The organism is Desulforhopalus singaporensis, assembly GCF_900104445.1.
Classification (GTDB): Bacteria; Desulfobacterota; Desulfobulbia; order Desulfobulbales; family Desulfocapsaceae; genus Desulforhopalus_A; species Desulforhopalus_A singaporensis.
Genome location: NZ_FNJI01000011.1, coordinates 43,780 through 65,200 on the forward strand (window position 1 = coordinate 43,780; position 21,421 = coordinate 65,200).

Sequence of the window (21,421 nt, forward strand, 5' to 3'; positions counted from 1 at the left end):
AATAAAACTGGGAAAAAGTCTGCAGATCACCTGCGCATTCGTCAATGGAGGGACCGACCGGTGCTCGACATGGCAAGATTTGCATCGCGCACCCCTTTGAGCGCATTCAGCCTGTCCGCCAGATCCTGCACCTCTTTTGCCTTGCCTCTTACCACGATCACCTCCAGGCAGTTGTCATGGTCCATGTGGACATGGGTGGTGCACACGATCTGGTGATGATAGTCGTGCTGCACCAGGGTCACTTTTTCCTGGAGCTTGTGCTGGTGATGGTCGTAAACCAGGCTGATGACGCCCATAACCTGTTTGTCAGACATCCATTCTTCCTTGACAAAAGCTTTTCGAATGAGATCCCTGATGGCTTCTGACCTGTTTGAGTAGCTGCGGGCTTTGATATGTTCGTCAAAGATCTTCAGCAGTTTTTCCTCAAGCGATATGGAGAACCTTTTCAGCATTGCGGCAACCTTTATCCGGAAGAACTGGTAGTCAGTCTGAATATTTCATGAAAAGCGGGTCTGATCCGCTAAAACGACAGACGAAAAATATTCAGCTAAAATGGTAAACACGTTGGCCCTCATTATATATAGAACGTCGAACCAGCGCAACAAAACAGTAGTGAGAGCCGCCTGGTAGTGCCAGATCCCTCTATTTCATCGGTCATGGTGCGGTGTTCGAGGTCTGGGCCGGAACTTTTCTGTAGGTGTCGGTTTTCCTGAGGCGGTATCCGCAGTAGATCATCAACACCCCTGCGCAGCAGAGCGTATACCACGGAAACCATCCGATTCCTTCCATAAACGCCCGGTTTTCCACAACCGTTACAGACCAGTCGGGGTGGGCAGAACTCTCTTTTAGGCGGAGGGTGGTTATCAGGGCCGCAAAGAAAAAGCCGATAAGTCCGTAGGCCAGATTGAAAGCCAGCCCCTTGAAGCTGAGCACCGTGGCGCGCTGGTGTGATTCGGTAATCCTGTTGAGGTAGTGGCTGACGAAAAAAGAGACCAGCATCATTGCCCCAAAAATGCACCCCATGGGGATCAGACCCCAGTAGGGCACAAATCCTGTGAGGCCGACAAGTCCTGCCATGGCGATTGCGAGCACCCACAGCATGTTGGTTCGCGGCGAGTTGGCAGCGGCCATCCTCTCGGCGATTTTGGGGGTGATAAGGCCAAGCAGTCCCATCGCCGAGCCGATGAGGCCGAAACTCGCCTCCGGAAGATCGATAAGGCGAAAATATTGACTGGTCATTGTGACGATCATCCGTAAGATGTGATCGTAACACATGCCGAACAGGATGACACCGAGGGCGAAAGGAGTGCGGCCGATCCAGAGACCGGCCCGCCAGGTCTTCTGCAGCGCCCCGGCAATGCTGAAACCGTTTTCCTGCTGTTCCGTGCTCCGCTCTTCCTCCATCTTCAGCGCTACGACCGTCGCCAGGATCGCCAGGACCAGGGTGAGATAAATGGGAAATCGCATGGTTGTCTGCTGGCTGATGGAGGTCTCAATCCCGGCCAGTGCCAGGAGTCTGGCAACAACCTGGGGATCATACAGCAGTGCGCCGACGGTCATGGTGATCATCGACGCAAACGAGCGGAGCCGCATCTGCAGGCTGAGAACCCTGGGCCAGTCGTCGGGGGTGCCGTTTGCTACCAGGGTGTCGTAGGCGATGGCTTCGTCGGCACCGCTGGCCATGGCTTCTGCAAGACCGCTGAGGACACGGTTGAACAGGAATACCCAGAAGATGACCGCGGAGTTGCCAAGAGGCACAAAGGCAATGAGGCACATTTCCATCACCATCAGCACCGAGGTTGTGACTATCAGGTACTTTCTGCCCAGGATATCGGCAAGTACCCCGGAAGGAACCTCGGCGCTGACAATGGTTATGGCCCAGACGGTGTTGAGCAGGGCAAATTGTTCGATGGTGAGACCGAAATCCAGGAAAAGGATGGTAAAAACGGGATAATAGAACCTGGCGTTGAAAAATACTCTAAAGGCGATAAAGAGCCTGATGTTGGGCAGCGAATATGGCGAATTGGATTGTTTTTTCATAAATACCCGCAAAATCAAGGACCAGTCTGCTGATAGGTGGTCATTACCTGTTCCGTTCGTCGGAGATGTTTTTCAATTTTTCTGACCATGACAGAGAGCAGGAGGCAGACAGAAAGGTACATCAGGGATATGGTGATCCAGACTTCGATGGTCGCCTGGGTCGATGCCATTACCTGCATCCCCTGGAAGGTCAGTTCCTGGATGGAGATGATTGAGACGATCGAGGACCATTTTATGGTGTTGATGAATTCGTTGGCCAGAGGCGGCAGCATGATTTTTGCCGCCTGGGGCAGAATGATGAAGCGCATCTGCTGCCATCTGCCCAGTCCTATCGCTTTGCCGGCTTCCCACTGTCCGGTGTCAACTGCCTCTATCCCGGCGCGGACGATTTCGGCAATGTATGCGCCCTGGAAAAGGGCCAGGGTGAGCATTCCCGAGAGAAACTGGGGAATAAGAACGGGCTTGGTGAGAAAGAACGAAAGGTATTGCCTGGTCGGACCGGAGCTTGCCCGCACCAGTTCTTCCACCTTCAGGGCGGTAAGGATCTGGTCGCTTATAAAATAGTAGAAGATAAACACCAGCACCAGGGGTGGGGTGTTGCGGATGGCTTCTATGTAGGTGCGGCCGACCATCCGGAAAAAGAGCCGTGGGGAAACCCGCATCAGCCCGACAACAACACCTATGACAATTGCCAACAGGGTGCCCCAAACGGACAATTTTATGGTGGTTATGAAGCCGTCAAGGAGAATGTTGGTCGTCCACGCCCGGGTCTCGCTGTCGAAGCGGACCAGGTAGGTGAAAATAACATCCCAGTTCCAGTTGTAATTCAGGGAAAAAAAGAGACGGTAGGCAAGATAGGCGAAAAACGCCAGGATCAGAAACAGAACGACCACGTCGAGCAATGTTACAGCAGGTTTTCTTGCGTGCATAAAAATTACCCGACGGGTCTGATTGGCGGTATCCGGCTATGGGAACAATGGAAGCGGCTTCACCCCAGTCCGGATCTGTTGTCAAATGAGCCGTTACGGTTGTGTCCTCTATTGAATCTGGTCGATCCAGTCCTTTGTTCCGAACCAGTAGGCGTGCCTTGCATCGAGCCATCCCTCGAGCTGGACGACGGTGATCCAGCTGTTGAAGTAGGCCAGGGTATCGGGGTCGCCTTTTCGTAAAGCAAAGCCTATGGGTTCCTTGGTGAAGGTCCCCTGGAAAGGCAGAAACAGCGAGTCGGAGTAATCGACGGCCTCGTAAGCCGGCCGGGGGGCAGAGCCCACGACCGCGTGAACCTTTCCGTTGCGCAGCTCCTGGTAGGCCTGGGGTTCGGAGTCAAACATGCGGAGTTTGGCTTTTGGGATGAACTTTTTCGCCGCCGCCGCCGCGGTGGTGCCGAGTTTTACAGCGATTTCCACGTCCGGGCTGTTGAAGTCTTCCAGCGAGTCGAACCCCGCAGCAAGTTTTTTGTGCGCCACGATGCTCATTCCGGAAAACTCATAGGGCTGGGTGAAGTTTACCTGCAGGGCGCGTTTGGCTGTTATGCCCATGCCGCCGATGATAACATCGAACTTTCCTGTCATCAGCGCCGGAATGATGCCGGACCAGGCGGTAGGTACAAATTCCACCTCTACTCCCATGTCCTGGGCAAGGCGTTTGGCCACATCGATCTCAAAGCCGATCAGCTGGCCGTTTTTGTCCTTCATCGCCCAGGGCTGGAATATATCCATGCCGACTTTAAGCACTCCCCTTTTCTTGATCGTCTCAAGGGTGCTTGAACCGGCGATCTCCTGCTGGATCGAGGCGGCTTGACTTATGCCTGCAAGGCAGAATGCAAGGATGAGGGCTATGGCTGACGACCACAAGCGATTTCGTACCATTTCGTGTCTCCTGTTGGGGTTAGCTGGTTGATAATCGTTTAACAGCATTAGGGTAACTTAAGACGTTTTTCCATAAAACCAACAACTACCGATAAAAATAGTGTCATTGCCAGGTAGATCGCCGCAACGGTAAACCATATCTCAAAGGTGAGGTAGGTTTCGGCAACGAGAAACTGCGCCTGCATGGTCAGGTCGTATATTGCGATGGTGCTGACCAGGGCCGAATCCTTGACCAGCGATATCGCCTGGCTTGTCAGCGGCGGGAGGATGGTCCTGATGGCCTGGGGCAAGACGATATGGCGGTAGGTGTAGTATGTGGACAACCCGAGGCTGCGGGCCGCCTCTATCTGTCCCTGGGGTACCGACTGGATGCCCGATCTGAAGATTTCGGAGGTGTAGGCGCCTTCAAAGATGGAAAGCGCAAGAACGGCGGAAAAAAAACGATTGAAACCAAGCGTCGGTCCAAGGACGAAGTAGATGAAGAATATCTGGATCAGCAGCGGCGTGTTGCGGCTGGTTTCCAGGTAAATAGTAGCCAGGCACCTGGCGACGAAAGAGCGCGAGAGGCGGAAAAAGGCGGTGGTCAGCCCTATGGCGAGGGAAAAGAGAAGGCTGATACCAGATATTTTCACGGTAATTCCCAGCCCTGTGAGCAGCGGCCCGGCGGTGAAGCCCGACTGGTCAAGGGTAAAGAGATACTGGGGGATTCGGTACCACTGCCAGTTGTACCCTGTTGTCGCCCCGCTTCGAAGTACCAGCAGGCCGAAAACCAGTATGAGTGCCGTAAACTGTATTACGTCAAACAGCGGAGACCTGAAAAAGGTGCGGATCGTCCCCCTGGTCGATCTATTGGTAAACGCGGCTGGCATGTCCTGTCGGTCTGGCACTATGGTTTAACGTCAATAAGGCTTAGAACCCCGGCAATCTCAGCTGGGTTTGAGTTGTTGTCGGATCTGTTCGGTAATGGTTCTGAAATCAATTTTGCCGCTTCCCATCTTGGGCAGACTTTCCCATACCAGAAAAGCTTTCGGCAGGGCGATGGGCGGCAGCTGTCCGGCCATCTGTTCAAGAATTGCCTGTTCGTCGACCTCTCCGGTGACAACGGCTATTATCCGCGACCCCTTGATCGTATCGGGTACCTCGACGACACAGCAGAACGAATCCTCGGGAAGCAGTTTTTCCAGTACATGCTCTATCCTGACAAGCGAGACCATCTCCCCGCCGATTTTCACGAACCGCTTGAGTCTACCGACATGCCAGAGGTAGCCGTCTTCGTCGAGGTTGCCCATGTCGCCGGTATCGTACCAGCCGTCTTTGACATTTTTACAGGTCTGTTCCGCATCGTTATAATACCCCTTCATCACGCTGTCGCCCTTGACCTGGATACGGCCGTCCACCCCTGGTTTGCACTGGTCTTCCGTTTCGTAATGGATAATGCGCACCCGGGTCCCGGGAATCGGTTTGCCGACGCTTCCGGGGCGGTTGCAGGCAGGGGTGTTGGTGGAAATGATTGGGGAGCACTCGGTGGCGCCGTATCCTTCCAGTACGGTGATGTTGTGCTTGGTTTTAAAACCTTCCCGCAGCGCGTCGGAACATTTGTCGGCCCCGGTAAGCGCTATTCGGAGACTGGCGAAGTCGCCGGGGGAGGATTTACGCAGGTAGCCCCAGAAAAAAGCGGGGGTGCCGATAAGGAAGGTGGCCTGGTGTTCCCGGACGATAGTGCAGATTTTCTGGTAATCGAGCGGATTTGCGTAGGTGAGCATGGTCATCCCGTGGTAAAGGGGCAGCCACAGGACCGCGGTCAGGCCGAATACATGAAAATAGGGCAGGGCGCACATAAAGATATCGTCGCTCCTGAATTCGAAGATCGGGGTGACGGAGCTTACGTTTGAAAGGATATTTTTATGGCTGAGTTCCACCGCCTTGGGATCTTTTTCGCTTCCGCTGGTAAACAGGATTACCGCGGTGTTGTTTTCGTCGCCGCAAGATACCAGTTTCTTGAGCAGTCCCGCAGGAAAAGACGCGGTAATCAGTGCCCTGATTTTGTCAAAACCGGTGACGGAGGCCATGATATCTTCGAGAAAGACCATGCCTTCTACAACCGGGCATTCTATTTTCTCGAGCAGGGTTTTCGAAGTGATAATGGTTGTGAAATTACATTTTTGCTGGGCATATCTGGCGTTTTGCTCAGCCCCGGTGGAGTAGTTTATCATTACCGGGACGCGCCCCGCCATGAGGATGGCAAGTTTAGCCAGGATACAGCCGGCCGATGTCGGAATCATGACGCCGATAAAACCGCTGTGGTACCGCTTTATGATACGGGTCAGTATCAGGCTTGCTATAAGTGTTTTTTTATAGCTCAACTCCCTGTTGGTCGAAAAATCGTGAATCGCCTTCTTGCTGCCGAATTTCTTGGCAATGTCTATAAACCTTTGATGGAGCAGCACCATGACCTCCCGGCGGTTGTTTATATTCAGGTTAATGCCGGTATCCGGCAGGAATTGTTTGATAGATCATCTGACCTACCACTTTTTCGCCTGTTTGGCAACGTCCGCTACATTTACCGGTCGTCACCATCATCACCGTTTATTTCGGCAACCTCGGTGATAGAGCGGGGCAGGTCCTTTTTTGTCTGGACCCCCAGGGACTTGAGCTGGGACGCCTGGGACACCAGGTTGCCGCGTCCCCTGGTAAGTTTGTCAAAGGCCGCTTCATGGCTGCTGTGCACCATGGCGAGCTGTTTGCCGATTTTTTCCATATCTTCCATGAAACCACGAAATTTGTCGTACATCAGTCCGGCCCGCCTGGCAATCTCCTGGGAATTCCTGCTCTGGTGTTCGAAATGCCAGATGTTGCCGACCGTCCTCAGGGTTGCAAGCAGGGTCGTCGGGGTTACGATGATAATGTTTTTGTTGAGCGCGTCGGTTACCAGGGTGTCATCGTCTCTGACTACCGTCGAAAAAGCGGCTTCGATAGGCAGGAACATGAGCACGAAGTCGAGTGAATTTATTCCCCGGAGCAGCTGGTAGCTTTTCTCGCTGAGCTGGTTCACATGAGTTCTTATCGATCCTGAAAGTTGTTTCAGGTGATGCGTTTTCAAGTCCTGGTCATCGCAGGAGACGAACCTCTCCCAGCTCAAAAGCGAGACCTTGGAGTCGATGACGATATCCTTGTCGCCGGGCAGGTGGACAATGATGTCCGGCTTGAACAATTTGTTGTCGGCGTCCCGGAAAGCTCCCTGGGTCCGGTATTCGTGTCCTTTTCTCAGTCCGGATTTCTCCAGGATGTTTTCAAGGATCATCTCGCCCCAGTTGCCCTGACTCTTGTTGTCGCTTGTGAGCGCCCTGGTCAGGTTCTCGGCTTCTCTGGCCATCGTCACGTTCAGCTCCTTGAGCTGCAGGATCTCCTGTTTGAGCGAGGTGCGGTCTCTGGTCTCGCTCAGGTACATCTCGTTTATTTCACTCTTCAGCCTCCCCAGCTGGGTGTTGAACGGACCGAGGATTGCGTCGAGCTTTGTCTGGTTGAGCTCACTGAACCTGGTCGACTTATCTTCAAAGATCTGTGCTGCCAGGTGTTCGAACTGAAGTTTCAACTCTTCCCGTGCGTCCTCGAGCAGCTGCAGTTTTTCATGGCCGTGCTGCCTCTCGCTTTGCAGTCGGGCGGAAAGCTCAGCTTCCCGAATCAGGGCGCTGCTGAGCTTGTCGGCACATGACTTTTCGCTCTGTTCCTGCCTGGCCAGCTGTCGCTTGAGCCACCTGTTTTTGAGCAGCAACAAGGCGCTGCAGCCGGAGGCTGTAAGACAGAGGAGAAAAAAGAGCGAAAGCAAGACGGCAGGGTCTATCCAGGGTCTGAAAAACATTTCCAGCCCGTTTGTAATAAGTAGCGATAGTTGCTGCATAGGGTGATCAGTTGCCACGCTCTCGTCCCCACGTTCTACGGGCCGGTCGGCCGGTCCGACTCCAGACGGACAAATCCGGTCGCCGGGTAACGGCTCGTTGGACGACAGCTGCCCGGGTTACATCGGCCACGGCCTGTCCTTGCCGCCAAGGATATGCATATGGATATGGAAGACTTCTTGGCCGGCTTTTTTGCCGTTGTTGAAGATGACACGGTAGCCGTCGTCAACGTTCTGTTCTCTTGCTATTTGGGCGGCGACGCGAAACAGTTTGCCAATCAGCTTTTCGTCTTCTTCGGCGACGTCGACAGGGGCCGGGATGTGTTTTTTGGGAACCACGAGAAAATGTACGGGAGCCTGTGGGGAAATATCCCAGAATGCGATAACGTCATCGTCTTCATACAATTTCTGGGAGGGGATGTCGCCGGCAATTATTTTACAGAAAATACAGTCATCCATCTCTGTTCTCCTGGAGCTTTTGGTTGTTGTGAAAACAAAAGGTACGGGCCAACTCTTTTATATAACAGGTTAAAAAAATACCGCAAAATAATTTCCTGAAGAAACCACCCTGCGGTATGTAAAGTCTGCAGCGGTAAAGGCAGCTGGTATAAATCGGTGTTACGCGCTATTTAAGGTAACTGAAGGTCAGTTCCCCCTCTTTGTTGTCGACGGTAGCCTCACCGCCCTTGGCGAGCTTGCCGAACAGTATCTCCTCAGTGAGGGTGTCGCCGATCTCTTTCATTATAAGACGTCGCAGAGGACGGGCGCCATAGTCGGGATCGTAGCCCTTCTTCGCCAGATATCTTCTGGCGTTGTCGGTGAGCTTGATGGTCACCCGTTTTTCGGCGAGCTGGCTCTCGAGTTCGCCGATAAGCTTGTCGACAACCTTCTCGGTTGCTTCCTGATCAAGCGAACTAAAGGAGACGATGGCGTCGAGACGGTTTCTGAATTCCGGTGCAAACAGTTTGTTTATCGCCGAGGTGTCCTTGCCTTTTTTGCTGGTGACAAAGCCGATAGACTTGCTGGCGAGCTCCCGCGCCCCGGCGTTGGTGGTCATGATGATAATGACGTTCCTGAAATCCGCCTTTCTCCCCGAGTTGTCGGTCAAGGTCGAGTGGTCCATGACCTGCAGCAGGATGGAAAAAATATCCTGGTGCGCTTTTTCTATCTCGTCCAGCAGGAGGACGCAGTACGGATGTTTACGGATAGCTTCGGTCAGCAGGCCTCCCTGGTCGAATCCCACATAACCCGGGGGGGAACCGATAAGCCGGGCCACCGCGTGTTTTTCCATATACTCGCTCATGTCGAATCTCTCAAAATGAACATTGAGGACGGCGGCGAGCTGCCTTGCAACCTCGGTTTTACCCACGCCTGTCGGACCGGCGAAGATGAAGCTGCCGGTGGGCGAATCGGGATTTCCGAGCCCTGCCCGGGATCTTTTTACGGCGGTGGTCACCGCTTCGATCGCCTGATCCTGGCCGAATATGACTTTCTTCAGCCGGTTGGCAAGCTCTCTGAGCTCGTGGACTTCCGATGTCGTGCTGTTTTTTGCGGGAATCCTGGCCATCTTCGAGACGACTTTTTCAACATCGGTAATTTTTACCATTGACCCCTGCCGCCCTTCAAGGCGGAACAGCGAACCAACTTCGTCCATCACATCGATCGCTTTGTCGGGCAGAAACCTCTCGTTGATGTACCTGTACGACAGCTCGGCCATCGCTTTCAACGAGTTCTTTGAGTAATGGATATTGTGATGGTCTTCATATTTTTTCTGCAACCCCTTGAGGATCTTTTCGGTATCCTCAACAGACGGTTCGTCGATATCAATTTTCTGGAACCGTCTGGACAGGGCACGATCCTTCTCTATCTGGTTCTTGTACTCCTCGTAGGTAGTAGAGCCTATGCAGCGCAGTATACCCGACTGCAGCGCAGGCTTGAGAAGGTTTGAAGCATCCATGGAGCCGCCGCTGGTGGCGCCGGCGCCAACGATGGTATGCATCTCGTCAATGAAGAGGATGGCGTTTTCCTTCTGCTCGATGGCGGCCACCACCGCCTTGAGCCTTTTCTCGAAGTCGCCGCGATACTTGGTGCCCGCAACCAGGGTCCCCATATCCAGCAGGTGGATTTCGATATCCTGGAGCAGTTCGGGAACCTGTGCTTTTTCACCATTTGCACGGGCAACCTTGTCTTCGTGAATGCGCAGGGCCAGTCCTTCGGCCATGGCGGTTTTTCCGACTCCCGGTTCTCCCACAAGCAAAGGGTTGTTCTTCTTGCGCCTGCAGAGCACCTGCATTATCCTGGAAATTTCCTCGGACCGGCCGATGAGCGGATCAAGACGCCCCTGGGCGGCATAGCTGGCGAGGTTGATAGTGTATTCTTCAAGGGCTTTTGCTTCCTTGGTGTTAGGATGCGTTCCCGGGCGTGTTGGAGGAGACCTGAACGGTTCTTTCTGCAACCCATCGGCGGGCAGTTCATGGGAGATAAAATTGACCACCGCCATCTTGCCCAGCCCCACAGCGGTAAGGAAATAGACTGCATGGGACTCTTCCTCACTGAAGATAGATACCAGCACGTCCCCGCTGTCCACCTGCTGTTTGCCGCAACTCTGCACATGGGCGACAGCCCGCTGCAGTACCCGATTAAAAGCAATGGTCTGGGCGGGTTCACCGGCGCTTCCCGCCGCGATTTTTGGGATCTCGCGGACAAAGAACCTCTCCAGCCGTTCCTTGAGCACCTCGGTAGATCCCCCGCACTCATTGATGATGTAGCTGGTCAGTTCATCGTGAAGCAGACCGTAAAGCATGTGTTCTACGGTGACATACTCATGATTATGGTTTTTTGCTTCCCGAATGGCCAATATCAGGGATTTCTCAAGTGTTTTACTCAGCATTGTATCAGCGCTCGGTTGCGTGAAAGATATCTTTCACCAGTTAAACTGTTTCCATTGAACAGCGAAGCGGAAACTCATTTTTCTTAGCCAATTGATGTACCACGGATATCTTTGTCTCACAGATCTCTCTGGTGTATACACCAGCTATCCCTATCCCCTCATTGTGAACATTAAGCATTATTTTAGTAGCGTCATTGGTCGATTTATGAAAAACGGTTTCCAGGATGGAGATGACAAATTCCATCGTTGTGTAATCGTCGTTGTGCAGCAGCACCTTGTACAGCTTTGGTTCTTTTACATCGGTTGCGTCCTCTGTAAGAACAGAGCTTTCGTGTTGGTTTTTATTCTTGGCCATGGCTCATCTTACCAAAAATTGTTGTAATGTTTTAATCCTGTAATGTTAGGGGGTTGAATAAACACTAATACCGTCCTCTTTAATTACAATATAACACATAACACCCGGGTTGGAAAAGGCCGTCTACCGCCTGCACCAAAGACTGGAACTTCCCGCTCGAAACCCTTGCAATCCCCTGGCTGTTATCAAGCAGAAGAGGCTGCGGTCATGAAAGATCCGGGCCGGTTTTGCCCTTGAGCATCGAGATAAAGAGCTCTTCGAGTATCAGCCTTGAGGGAAGGGCGGAGCTCTTGATTTTGTATTCCGCGTCAAGCAACAGTATAAGCCATCTTTTAAGACCTGCAACCGAGTATTCCGAAGCCTTGGTGAAGCTCATGTACAGGGCGTAGGGATGCCCCGAGAGCAATTCCTTCCATTCTCCCATGGCTTTGAGCTCGGGGAGATACCGATTCTGGAAGTCCCTGGCGTTCATCCCCCTCCGCCATGCCGGAGCTTCTTTGAACTGCAGAGAGCGGAATACCAGGAGCCGACGGAGATAGTTTCTCATGGTGGCGATCAGCGCCAGGCTGTGAACCCCCTGATCGAGGAGGCTGTTCATGATCGCAAGGGTCTGACCCAGCTGTTTTCTGCCGAACGCATCGGTGAGTTCATAGAGCACGTCTTCCCGGTTCTTGGCAACCATCAGGTTGAGATCATCGACGGTTATGGTCCGCCTGTCCCCGACGTAGTGGACCAGTTTCTCGGTTTCGGTGACGACTGCGACGGGATGAAAGCCGACCCGGTCAAGAAAAAGCTCAACCGCCTGCGGGTCGATCTTTTTATCGAATGCGGCCACTGTTTTCAGCATCATCTCCTCCACCACGACTTTCTGGTCCTTCCTGGCGACACTTGTGGACCCCGCAGTCACGCTGCAGTCGACGACGGTTCCGTTTTGTTTCAGGTAGGTAAAAAGGCGCTGTCTTTTATCCACCGTTTCGGTGGTAAGAATCAGCAGGTTGGCTGCGGGGAGCCCCTTTTCCAGAGCGGCGATGTAGCTGTCCACAGGAGTCGTTCCTTTCGGGTGAATCCGGTCTCTGTTTTCAAAGACAATCCTGTCGGCCCAGGCGAGGTCTTCTGCGGGTTTGGCGAACCCGAACAGCTTCTTCCACTCTGTTGCGGACATTTCCGAGAGCGGACTCCGGGAGTCAACGCTCATCCCTGCGGTCTGGACCATGGCGCAAAGGTTTTTCCGGGCCGCGGTGTGCCGGCCCTCACTGTTGCCGGCATCGGCCTTGTTCCATAGCTCCGATGCAACCGTCCGGGAATGAAAGATGCCGCTGTCGTTTACCCGGTAGATCTGCAGGCCGGGCAGCAGGCTGAAACTCATCAGGCGCGACAGAGTCCGTTCCGGGTTCTCCAGCTCGCCGTCGATGAGGTGGATGGTCCCCGCCTGGTTCGCCAGCAAAACGTCCTGGAGCCGGTCGGCCGCCTGTTTGCAGAGAAATCGTTCGCCGAAAAATAGAAAACAGCGTGACGAGACGGGGGTACCGGTGTCAAGGGCTGCGAGAAAGTCTGTACGCTTAATGACTGGCATCGTTTTGTAATGTGTAGAACAGTTTATGCATAATCGCTGGCAGGGACCCTGGTTGTAGGTAATCCATGTCGGCATTTTCGGGGAAAACAGGAGCGGTCAGCTCCGCTGCCGCTTTCCAGGTTGCAGGCGGCGACGGGGAAGCGAAGAGTTCCAGCAGCCTGATGTTGTACAAATCATTTACTTCAGTTCTGCCGGTCCCCACAGCTGCAAAGATATCCACCCGTCCGTTGAAAAGGCTGTTCAGGCTCTGGTACGACTCGATACCCCCGCAGGAGCCAAGGGACAGCAGGTGAGAAAAGTCTGCCGGCAGGCTGGTCGGGTACTTCTCCCGGTCAGTGAGCTTTTCAAGGGGGGTCAGCAGCTGGAGGTAACGCCAGTAACTGTGGCCGCGCTGGCAATACATTTCCACCCCGCCTGAAAACAGGTCCCTGAGGAGATGCAGCTGCACGGCTTCCCCATGGTATACACCGACTGAGTGCACGATTTCAACGCCATTCGTCGTTTTTCGCCAATCGATAATCACCGGGGTTTGTACGCACTTGAGATAGAGGTCGGCCGCCAGCCGGTGAAAATCGGCTGGCACTGTCCTGATGTTTTTCATGAAGCGGGTTACACTCTCCGGGACCGGCTCCGGGTTGAAAAGTGTCGACAAAAAAGGGTGATAGTCATGGTGGAGCAGCTCCACGGTAAACGACAGGTAGGAGCTGCGGCCGTCTTCGTCAGGGTGGAATACGGAAAGGCTACGGAGTTTTTTGTCCTGCAGCCAGCTTGCCAGCGGTAACGGCGGATATGGTGTATCTATTTCTTTGACAGATCTTTTCGTCAGAGCTGTGGCGATGTTCTTTCGGTCCTGTGGTGCCAGTAACCGGCTGTGGTTGGCGAGGTGGTAGTCGAGTATCGTCTTCAGCAGCAGCTGCATCCGGGCTGGCGCTTGGTCGAGTTTTGCAACAAGCGCTGCGATGTAGTACGATCTGCACTCGGGGGTGAAGGCGGGCAGGAGGTTTTCGAAAAAAACCGAAAAACGCAGCAGGCTCTGCGGGGAGTCGAGCAGTCTGTTACATATCAGGTCGAGCAGTTGCTGCTGCTGAGCGGACCCTTGGGGCATAAAAAGAGGCATCATGCCCCGCCACGCCAGGTTCGTTATAAAGCTTGCGGTGTACAGCCCCTGCGGGTCGACAGCCGCCAGAAAATCAAGGAGGCTCTGGTACTGGGTCATCATCCGATCAAACAGCTCCGGGGCCAGGATGTCGCGAAAGGAAGAGGTGTAAAGCTGGTCCTGGCGGCTGAGCAGAACGTAGATATGGGCGCTGGTCAGTTGTTTGGCAGCAAGGTGTCTGGCTTGTTCGGTTGCCTGGTGCAGGATTGCTACGGCAAGCTCCGACTGTCGACGCTCAAGAGCCTCTGCAAAACGACCGGCCAGCCTACTGTCAGCCGGAAGCAGCAGGTTGTCGAACAGCTCCTGCAGCTGGCCGTCGTTCATCTTCAGCAGGACCGCGTTGGGAATCTCCCTGCCGTCCGGGTCGGTCACATCGTGGAGGTTGTTGATCAGGGTGATCGGATTTCTGGCCCCGTATGCATAGGATTGCAGCAGGATATTTTTCTGGTGCGGCAAGAGAGCGCGATAGCTGTTTTCCCGTTGTGCGACCGGCTGCGGCAGAAAATCGGTAAACCAATATTTCAGAGATTCGGGGGTGATCAGCGGATGGCTGAGGAATCCGCCGGCGCTCCACCGGGTGTTTACGGAATAATTGCTGATCGCTGCGACAAGAGAAGCCGCTTCGGCAGCCTCCCGGAAGGTGATCTCCGGCCGCTTTAAATATGCGGTAAGCGGGTCAAGGGTCGGCTTCGGGAGCGAGGAAATCGTATCGATTGTGGCGAGAAGCTCTTTGAAGTCTCCCCGGTATAATGGAACCAGACCTTTTACCGTCCACTGCTGGGCGGTGGTAAGCGAGGTGAACCGTTTGAAGAAATCAACTGTCTGCTGGCAGGATATCTCCATGTTGTCAGCCATAAGAGACAGCGTGGCGTCGGCCATGAAGTGGTCATGGCCGATGATTTGCAAAAGCTCGAGGGTCTTGTCGACGGTGGCGTCGGCTTGGGCGGTGAATTTGTCGAGAAAGACAATAGTGTCGAATCCCAGGTCCTGGTTGTGCAGCTGAGCGAAAATTTTCTTGGCCTGCAGTCGGTTTACCTCGGTAAAGCCGCAGAAGGCGCGGATTATCCGCTGCTGCCTGTAATTCAGCGACGACAAAAACTGCTGGGGCGGCTCCGTCCGGTGATGCAACAGCGCGGAATCCCCGCATCTTGTAAGGGTTCTGTCGCTCGCATTTTTAAGGGTTGTTCCCGCAACAGGAAAAGAGCAGAGCAGCAGAAGGGCAATCGATGTCAGGATGCGAATCGCGCCGAGACGGTATGTCTGGTGAAAATGAGCAATCATTGTCAGGAAAATCACAGACTGCGGAAAAAAAATCTTCTCACAAAAACAGATCGTAGACAGCATTATCCGTCTCTTCCTGGTACCGGTAGCCGATGGTGTCGAGCAGGTTGGCAAGATCGCGGCTGCTGTCGTTGGGGCATTCCAACCCTATGAGAACTCTGCCGAAGTCCCCGCCCTGGGCACGATAATGGAAAAGGGAAATGTTATGTTTACCCCTGATCGCCTTGAGGAACCGGGCCAGTGCGCCCGGAGTTTCCGGAAACCAGAAACGGAAAACCCGTTCATTGACAACTTCGTCTGATTTGCCGCCGACCATGTACCTGACGTGGGTCTTGGCAAGGTCGTTGTCGGTCAGGTCGATATTGTCGTAGCCGGCCCTGTCGAGCTGTTTGGCAAAATCAACCCTCTCGTCTTTGTTGCTGATGGTGATGCCGACAAAGATGTGGGCCCTGTCCCGGCTGGCAAGGCGGTAGTTGAATTCGGTTATGTTGCGCCGTCCTACCAGTTCTGTGCAGAATCGTTTCAGGGCTCCGGGACGCTCCGGGATGGTTACGGCAAAAAGCGCCTCCTGCTTTTCACCGATCAGTGTTCTTTCCGCAACATACCGCAGCCTCTCAAAATTCATGTTCGCGCCGGAGTTTATCGCGATAAAAGTCCTCCCCGTACATCCGGTTTGCTGGATGTATTTCACAACTCCGGTCATGCCGAGGCCACCTGCGGGTTCGACTATGGAGCGGGTTGCCAGATAAATGTTCTTTATGCCGGAACAGAGTTCATCGGTCGTCACTGTCACGATCTCGTCGACATATTTACGGCACAGGTTGTAGGTAAGCTTTCCCACCCTCCTCACCGCAACACCGTCGGCGAAGATGCCAACCGAGTCGAGCGTTATCCTGCTGCGTTTTGAGAGTGATCTGTGCATCGCGTCGCTGTCTTCGGGCTCGACGCCGATTATTTTTATCTCCGGCCGGAGGGTTTTCAGGTAGAGTCCTACCCCTGCGATCAATCCCCCCCCGCCAATGGGAAGAAATACGGCGTCGAGACGGCCGGGATTCTGCCTGAGCAGCTCGACGCCTATGGTTCCCTGGCCGGCGATTACCAGTTTGTCGTCAAAGGGATGGATCGATACCAGGCCTCTTTCCTGCTGCAGCTGGTCGGCATGGGCTGCGGCTTCGGAATAATTGTTGCCATGCAGAACAACCTGGCCGCCTAATCGCTTGACCGCTTCTATTTTGATCCTCGGTGTGGTCACCGGCATGACGATCAGGGCACGGATGCCGAGCTTCTGGGCGCCAAAGGCAACACCCTGGGCGTGGTTTCCGGCACTGGCAGTGATAACGCCGAGCTTGCGCTGCTCGGGGTCAAGGTGGGCTATCTTGTTGTAGGCCCCACGAATCTTGAAGGAAAAGACCGGCTGCTGATCTTCTCTTTTTAGCAATATCCTGTTGTTGAGTCTGGCGGAAAGGGCGGTAGCCTCGTCCAGGGATGATTCGATGGCCGCTTCGTAGACACGGGAGGTGAGAATTTTCTTGAAAAGATCTTGCACTCGAGTTCCTTGTTAAAAGGTACAGCGGTTGAGTTTATATGTGTTACCGGTATCTGTCGGCGGATTACACCACGGTTTTGTCATCTCAGGCTGTCGTTTATTTTCTGCAATTCGGTGTTGCCGGGACACAGATCGTTTTCCGTGAGCGAATTCAGGGGCCTCAGGCTGGTATTGAGAATATCATGGGTCTCGCGGATCTGCTGATTCACATAGAGTAGTCCGGTGAGCAGTCGTCCTTTGGCCTTTTCCTCCTCCAGCTTGTTGACCGAGTTCAGCCGGTTGGTCACGTCTTCTTTTGAGTCGACCTTGTGCAGATGAATAATAGACCCGTCGTGCATTATCACTTCCTGGGTGGTGCCCTCAGCATAGTCGGTCAGGATTTCCCGCTGCAGCGGGATAAAATCGAAGGTGTTCGTCGCTTCGATATGTTCGCGGACATATTCATAGCTTTTGGTGGAAGTGGAAGTGTTGTTAAAGGTTACGCAGGGGGAAATGACATCGATAAAGGCGAGTCCGCTGTGGGCAAAAGCTCCCTTGATCAGGGGAACCAGCTGTTTCTTGTCCCCGGAAAAACCTCTTGCCACATAACTTGCTCCAAGCTCGATTGCCAGCTCGCAGAGGTCGATGGACGCGTAGGGGTTGGGGATGCCCCTTTTCCCTGTCGACCCCATGTCCGCCGTTGCCGAATCCTGTCCCTTGGTGAGTCCGTAGCAGCCGTTGTTCATGCAGATGTAGTTGAGGTTCAGGTTTCGCCTGAGCGCGTGGGCGAACTGTCCCATGCCGATCGACGCGGTGTCGCCGTCTCCCGATATGCCGATGTAGAGCAGGTCCCTGTTGGCCATGTTGGCGCCGGTTGCGATCGACGGCATGCGGCCGTGGACCGCGTTGAACCCGTGGGATCTGTCCAGGAAATAGGCCGGCGTTTTCGAGGAGCAGCCGATACCGGACATCTTGGCGACCCGGTGGGGTTCGATGTTGAGTTCGAAACAGGCCTGGATGATGGCGTTGGTCGTCGAGTCATGTCCGCAGCCTGCACATAAGGTCGATACTGCGCCTTCATAATCTTTCCTCGTTAAGCCGAGACTGTTCTGGGCCAGTTTGGGGTGGCGGAATGCTGGTTTTGTCGAGGTCATGGTTGTTTTTTCCCGGCGGTGGAACCGGCCTCCAGCAGAGCGGATATTTTTTCGGTGATGAAATCCGCGGTAATCGGCAGTCCGTCGAAATTGAGAACGGACTGAAGTTTTGTCGGTGATATCGAGTTTTCGGCAATAAGCAGGGTGCGCAGCTGAGCGTCGCGGTTCTGTTCGATGACAAAAACCTGCTGGTGCTGGTCGATGAAGTTGATCACCTCGTCCTGGAAAGGGAATGCCCTGATGCGCATCGAGTTGGTGACTGTGCCGCGCTTTTCCAGCCTCGCCATGGCTTCGTATGCCGCGTGGGTGGTCGTACCGTAAAACACCAGGGCGATGTTTTTTTTGGGGTCGCGGATCTTGGTTCTTGGCGAGGGGACCAGGGTTTTCGCGGTGTCCCATTTTACCAGCAGCCGCTCCATTCCCGCCTTGTATACCGAGCTCTCCTCGGTGTAGGCGGAATATTCGGTATGGGATGTTCCCCGGGTAAAGTAGGCACCCTTGGTCGGGTGGGTACCGGGATAGGTCCGGAAGCAGATGCCGTCCCCGTCCACATCGAGATACCTGCCCCATTTTTCATGCCGAGTTTCCAGGTCTTCATAGCTCAGCACCTTGCCGCGGTCATATTTCCTGCTGTCGTCCCAGGAAAGGGGGCCGCAGACGTGATCGTTCATGCCGAGGTCGAGGTCGCTCATTACGATAATCGGCGTCTGGAGCCGTTCGGCAAGATCAAAGGCGGCGGCTCCAAGCTCGAAACATTCACGCGGATCGCAGGGAAACAGCAGAACGTTCTTGGTATCCCCGTGCGAGGCATAGGCGCAGCTGAGCAGATCCGCCTGTTGCGTCCTGGTGGGCATGCCGGTGGACGGACCCGCCCGCTGGATATCGACCACCACCACCGGAATTTCGGCAAAATAGGCAAGGCCCAGGAACTCGTTCATCAGGGAGATGCCCGGACCCGAGGTCGGGGTGAAGGAGCGGGAACCGTTCCATGCAGCGCCTATGGCGATCCCTATGGCGGCCAGCTCATCCTCCGCCTGCAGGATGGCAACCTTGCTGCGGCCGGTATCCTTCTCGATCCTGAAGGTCTTGCTGTACCGGTCGAACGCTTCGATCACCGAGGTGGAAGGGGTTATCGGGTACCAGCCGGCGACTGTCGCTCCGCCATATATAGCTCCAAGGGCAAAGGCGGAGTTGCCGTCCATGAGAATGTCGTCTCCCAGCTTGTCCGTCTTGGTGATGGTAAGACCGCAGGTATCCTGGTAGTGCTCGCTGGCGTAATTGAAACCGATCTCAAGGGCCCTGATATTGGGTTCGGCAAGTTTGGGTTTCTTTTTAAACTGTCTGGTGACCGAATCGGTGAACAGGGCCAGCTCGATGTCGAGCAGAAAAGCCAGGGCGCCGACGTATATGATATTTTTCAGGAGCTGTCTCAGCTTGGGGTTGCTGAACTCCTCACTGCACAGGCGGGTGAGGGGAATGCCGATGACAATGACGTCGTCCCGCTGGAAGTCTTCGGGCAGCTGCTTGGATGAGTCGTAGAGATAATATCCCCCCGGAAGCAGGTCATGGTAATCTTTCTGCATGGTTTGGCCATTGATCGCCACGGTCATGTCGATCCCCCCCCGCCTGCCCAGAAATCCGTCGCCGCTGACCCGCACTTCATACCAGGTGGGGAGCCCCTGAATGTTGGAGGGAAATATATTCTTTGGGCTTACCGGAACCCCGGCCCGGAATACCGCCCTGGCAAACAGGTTATTTGCACTGGCTGAACCGGAACCGTTGACGTTGGCGAACCGAATGACAAAATCGTTGACGCTTTCAATCCTGTTCATCTATCTTATCTCCAGCTTCTGCTGAGTTATACGTGTATTTTTTCATCTCCCAGGATGCGGTGGGGCATCGTTCGGCGCAGAGCCCACAGTGAAGGCAGACATTTTCGTCTTTTACCATAACCCTGCCGGTGGGCAGGATGTCGGAGACGTAGAGGGCCTGGGCGGGGTTGTCGGCGGCTACTGTCAGGTTCTGCCGCAACTCCTCCTCGCTTGCATTTTCTATAAAGTTAATGCACGATTCCGGACAGATGTCAACACAGGCGTCGCATTCGATACAGGTTGAGTGGTCAAAGACCGTCTGCACGTCACAGTTCAGGCAGCGAAAAGACTCCTGGTGGCCGGTTTTCTTGCTGAACCCCAGTTCGACCTCCACCAGCCTGTTTTTGAGCGATTTTACCCTGTCGACCGTGGGAACCGCATACCTCCTGTCTTCGGTGACCTTGGCGTCGTACAGCCACTCCTGCATTCCCATCGTCTGGTTCAGCAGGCTGGTTTTCGGGGCGGGACGCCGGTGCAGGTCTTTGCCCCGGCAGAAAATATCGATCGATATCGCCGCTTCATGGCCATGGGCAACCGCGGTGATGACATTTCTAGGGCCAAAGGCCGCGTCGCCGCCGAAAAAGATATGGGGAACGGTCGACTGGTGGGTGATCTTGTCCAGTTTCGGGGTGCCCCGTTCGTTCATCTCAATGCCGATATCCTCTTCAATATACGGAAAGGCGTTCATCTGCCCCACCGCCAGCAGCACCAGGTCGCAGGGGTAGAATACCGGGGGGGCATCAAGCGGGACAAGCTCTTTTTTGCCATCATTTGTGTAACGCACCTGAACTTTCTGGAAGTGCATCCCCACAAGCTTGCCGGCTTTGACGACGAATTCCACCGGGGAGTGGTTGTCTATTATCGGGATGCCTTCGTCGATCGCATCTTCGATTTCCCAGGGCGATGCCTTCATCTGCTCCCGGGGGCTTCGCACCATGACCTTGACATCTTGCGCTCCAAGTCTTTTGGCCATCCTGCAGCAGTCCATGGCGGTATTACCGCCGCCAAGGACAAGAACCCGGTCCGGAGCGTTGGTGATATGACGATAGAGGATGGCCGCCAGCCACTGGATACCTATGAAAATCGAGGAATCCCCGGCCTCTCTTCCGGGCAGGTCGGGCAGATCGCGTCCCCTGGGGGCGCCGGTACCGATGAAGATGGCATCGTAATTTTTATCAATGATCTTTTTCAGCGAGTCGACATAGTGGTTGAAATGGGTGTTGATCCCCATTTCGATGATCCTGTCGACCTCCTCGTTGAGGACTTTTTCCGGTAACCTGAAGGAGGGGACCTGGGTGCGGATAAATCCCCCGGCCTTGCTCTGGTCGTCGTAGAGGTCTATCTCGTATCCCAGAGGGAGCAGGTCGCGTGCAACCGTAAGCGACGCCGGTCCGCCGCCGACAAGGGCGATCTTCTTGCCGTTTTTCTTTTTTGGAATGGCGGGTACAAAGGAGGTGTCGCTGCTCTTGTAGTCATAAGTAACCCGTTTGAGTCGGCAGATGGCCACAGGGTTCTCCTCAACGCGTCCTCTGCGGCAGGCAGGTTCGCAGGGGCGGTCGCAGATGCGGCCGAGAACACCCGGGAATACATTGGAAATCCAGTTTACTTTGTACGCTTCATCATATTTGCCTTGGGTAATAAGCCGCAGATATTCAGGCACCGGGGTGTGCGACGGGCAGGCGTACTGGCAGTCGATTACCTTGTGGAAATATTCCGGATTGTCGATGTTTGTAGGTTTCAAGACAAATTCCTCTCTGTCGCTGGTGGGAGATCAAATGGAAATTTCGCCACTAAGGATATAAAATAGCTCCTT

16 protein-coding genes are annotated in these 21,421 nt (G+C 54.2%); all 16 read right to left on the reverse strand.

The window, feature by feature from the left end; translation table 11 throughout:
- Positions 1-41 precede the first annotated feature (41 nt).
- Positions 42-452, reverse strand: a complete 411-nt coding sequence (nikR, locus tag BLQ17_RS09280; RefSeq protein ID WP_092222119.1) for a nickel-responsive transcriptional regulator NikR — start codon at positions 450-452, stop codon at positions 42-44.
- A 202-nt stretch (positions 453-654) separates the two neighbouring features.
- The gene (locus BLQ17_RS09285) at positions 655-2,040 is read right to left on the reverse strand and encodes an MFS transporter (protein ID WP_092222285.1); all 1,386 of its coding nucleotides are present in this window, start codon (positions 2,038-2,040) and stop codon (positions 655-657) included.
- A 14-nt stretch (positions 2,041-2,054) separates the two neighbouring features.
- Positions 2,055-2,969, reverse strand: a complete 915-nt coding sequence (locus tag BLQ17_RS09290; RefSeq protein ID WP_092222121.1) for an amino acid ABC transporter permease — start codon at positions 2,967-2,969, stop codon at positions 2,055-2,057.
- Positions 2,970-3,077: 108 nt separating this feature from the next.
- A complete protein-coding gene (locus BLQ17_RS09295) occupies positions 3,078-3,908 on the reverse strand; it encodes a transporter substrate-binding domain-containing protein (protein WP_092222123.1) in 831 nt (276 codons plus the stop codon).
- Positions 3,909-3,955: 47 nt separating this feature from the next.
- Complete coding sequence (locus BLQ17_RS09300; RefSeq protein WP_092222125.1) at positions 3,956-4,777, reverse strand: amino acid ABC transporter permease; 822 nt, start codon at positions 4,775-4,777, stop codon at positions 3,956-3,958.
- Positions 4,778-4,834: 57 nt separating this feature from the next.
- Positions 4,835-6,358, reverse strand: coding sequence for an AMP-binding protein (locus tag BLQ17_RS09305; protein WP_092222127.1), 1,524 nt, complete (start codon positions 6,356-6,358; stop codon positions 4,835-4,837).
- A gap of 110 nt (positions 6,359-6,468) precedes the next feature.
- Positions 6,469-7,824, reverse strand: coding sequence for a DNA recombination protein RmuC (locus BLQ17_RS09310; protein ID WP_218121748.1), 1,356 nt, complete (start codon positions 7,822-7,824; stop codon positions 6,469-6,471).
- Between the two features lie 99 nt (positions 7,825-7,923).
- Positions 7,924-8,262, reverse strand: a complete 339-nt coding sequence (locus BLQ17_RS09315; RefSeq protein WP_092222131.1) for a histidine triad nucleotide-binding protein — start codon at positions 8,260-8,262, stop codon at positions 7,924-7,926.
- A 166-nt stretch (positions 8,263-8,428) separates the two neighbouring features.
- Positions 8,429-10,693, reverse strand: coding sequence for an ATP-dependent Clp protease ATP-binding subunit ClpA (clpA, locus tag BLQ17_RS09320; RefSeq protein ID WP_092222133.1), 2,265 nt, complete (start codon positions 10,691-10,693; stop codon positions 8,429-8,431).
- A gap of 40 nt (positions 10,694-10,733) precedes the next feature.
- Complete coding sequence (gene clpS / locus BLQ17_RS09325) at positions 10,734-11,048, reverse strand: ATP-dependent Clp protease adapter ClpS (protein WP_092222135.1); 315 nt, start codon at positions 11,046-11,048, stop codon at positions 10,734-10,736.
- A 205-nt stretch (positions 11,049-11,253) separates the two neighbouring features.
- Positions 11,254-12,621, reverse strand: a complete 1,368-nt coding sequence (holA, locus tag BLQ17_RS09330) for a DNA polymerase III subunit delta (protein WP_092222139.1) — start codon at positions 12,619-12,621, stop codon at positions 11,254-11,256.
- Entirely contained in the window at positions 12,608-15,121 is a 2,514-nt protein-coding gene (locus BLQ17_RS09335; protein ID WP_092222141.1) for a hypothetical protein, read from the reverse strand. Before BLQ17_RS09335 ends, holA begins: the two co-directional genes overlap by 14 nt.
- Positions 15,096-16,604, reverse strand: coding sequence for a threonine ammonia-lyase, biosynthetic (gene ilvA, locus BLQ17_RS09340; protein WP_092222143.1), 1,509 nt, complete (start codon positions 16,602-16,604; stop codon positions 15,096-15,098). Before ilvA ends, BLQ17_RS09335 begins: the two co-directional genes overlap by 26 nt.
- A gap of 80 nt (positions 16,605-16,684) precedes the next feature.
- The gene (locus tag BLQ17_RS09345; RefSeq protein ID WP_092222145.1) at positions 16,685-17,737 is read right to left on the reverse strand and encodes a 2-oxoacid:ferredoxin oxidoreductase subunit beta; all 1,053 of its coding nucleotides are present in this window, start codon (positions 17,735-17,737) and stop codon (positions 16,685-16,687) included.
- Positions 17,734-19,569: a 2-oxoacid:acceptor oxidoreductase subunit alpha gene (locus tag BLQ17_RS09350; RefSeq protein ID WP_092222147.1), complete on the reverse strand. Its 1,836-nt coding sequence runs from the start codon at positions 19,567-19,569 to the stop codon at positions 17,734-17,736. The genes BLQ17_RS09345 and BLQ17_RS09350 overlap by 4 nt, the downstream gene beginning before the upstream one ends.
- Entirely contained in the window at positions 19,556-21,349 is a 1,794-nt protein-coding gene (locus BLQ17_RS09355; RefSeq protein ID WP_092222148.1) for an FAD-dependent oxidoreductase, read from the reverse strand. Before BLQ17_RS09355 ends, BLQ17_RS09350 begins: the two co-directional genes overlap by 14 nt.
- Positions 21,350-21,421 lie beyond the last annotated feature (72 nt).